The sequence below is a fragment of the Polaromonas sp. P1_G2 genome, assembly GCF_056405515.1.
Map to the genome: position 1 here is coordinate 1 of NZ_JBFUBY010000710.1, position 605 is coordinate 605.

The 605-nt window shown below is 62.0% G+C and carries 1 pseudogene; it reads left to right on the forward strand.

Annotation, left to right across the window (positions count from 1 at the left end):
• Nucleotides 1-605: pseudogene (locus AC1D0P_RS27095) on the forward strand (hypothetical protein); the annotation flags it as partial.

Below are 605 nucleotides of genomic sequence, written 5' to 3' on the forward strand. Positions count from 1 at the left end.
GTGCGCAGCTACGAGGCCGGCCTGTTCGACGCGATCGACGAATTCGGCGGCTTGCTGCGTAAATCCGGCACGGCCGGACTGCTGTCGCATCTGCAATCGGCCGGCCAGCCGAATTGGGGCCAGATCCCCGGAGCCATCGAACGGCTGGAGGCGATGCGCGCCGAAGGCATCGATATTTCCTTCGACATGTATCCCTATCCAGCGGGCAGCACCTGGCTGCTGCAACTCCTGCCGCCTGCCGCCATGGATGGGGGGCTCGAAGGGCTCAAGGCGCGGCTCGCCGATCCGAACCAGCTGTCGGACATTCGCAACTGGGTGGAAAATGGCAGCGCCGCTTTTCCAGGCCAGAGCAAGGTGTTTCTCATCGGTTGGGAGAATGTGCGGCTCTCCGCCATTGGCGTCGTGGACCCGAAGCATCTCGAAGGCAGCGACATGCGTGAAGCATCTGCTACACTTGGCATGACGCCTTTCGACCTGATGTTGCGCTTCATCGAAGAAGATTCCGGCCACACCGGCATTATCCTTTTTCAACTCGATGAGGCCGATCTCCACGATGCCTGCTGCAACAGGCTCTATATGGCGGGCTCGGACGGCCTGCCGCGCCC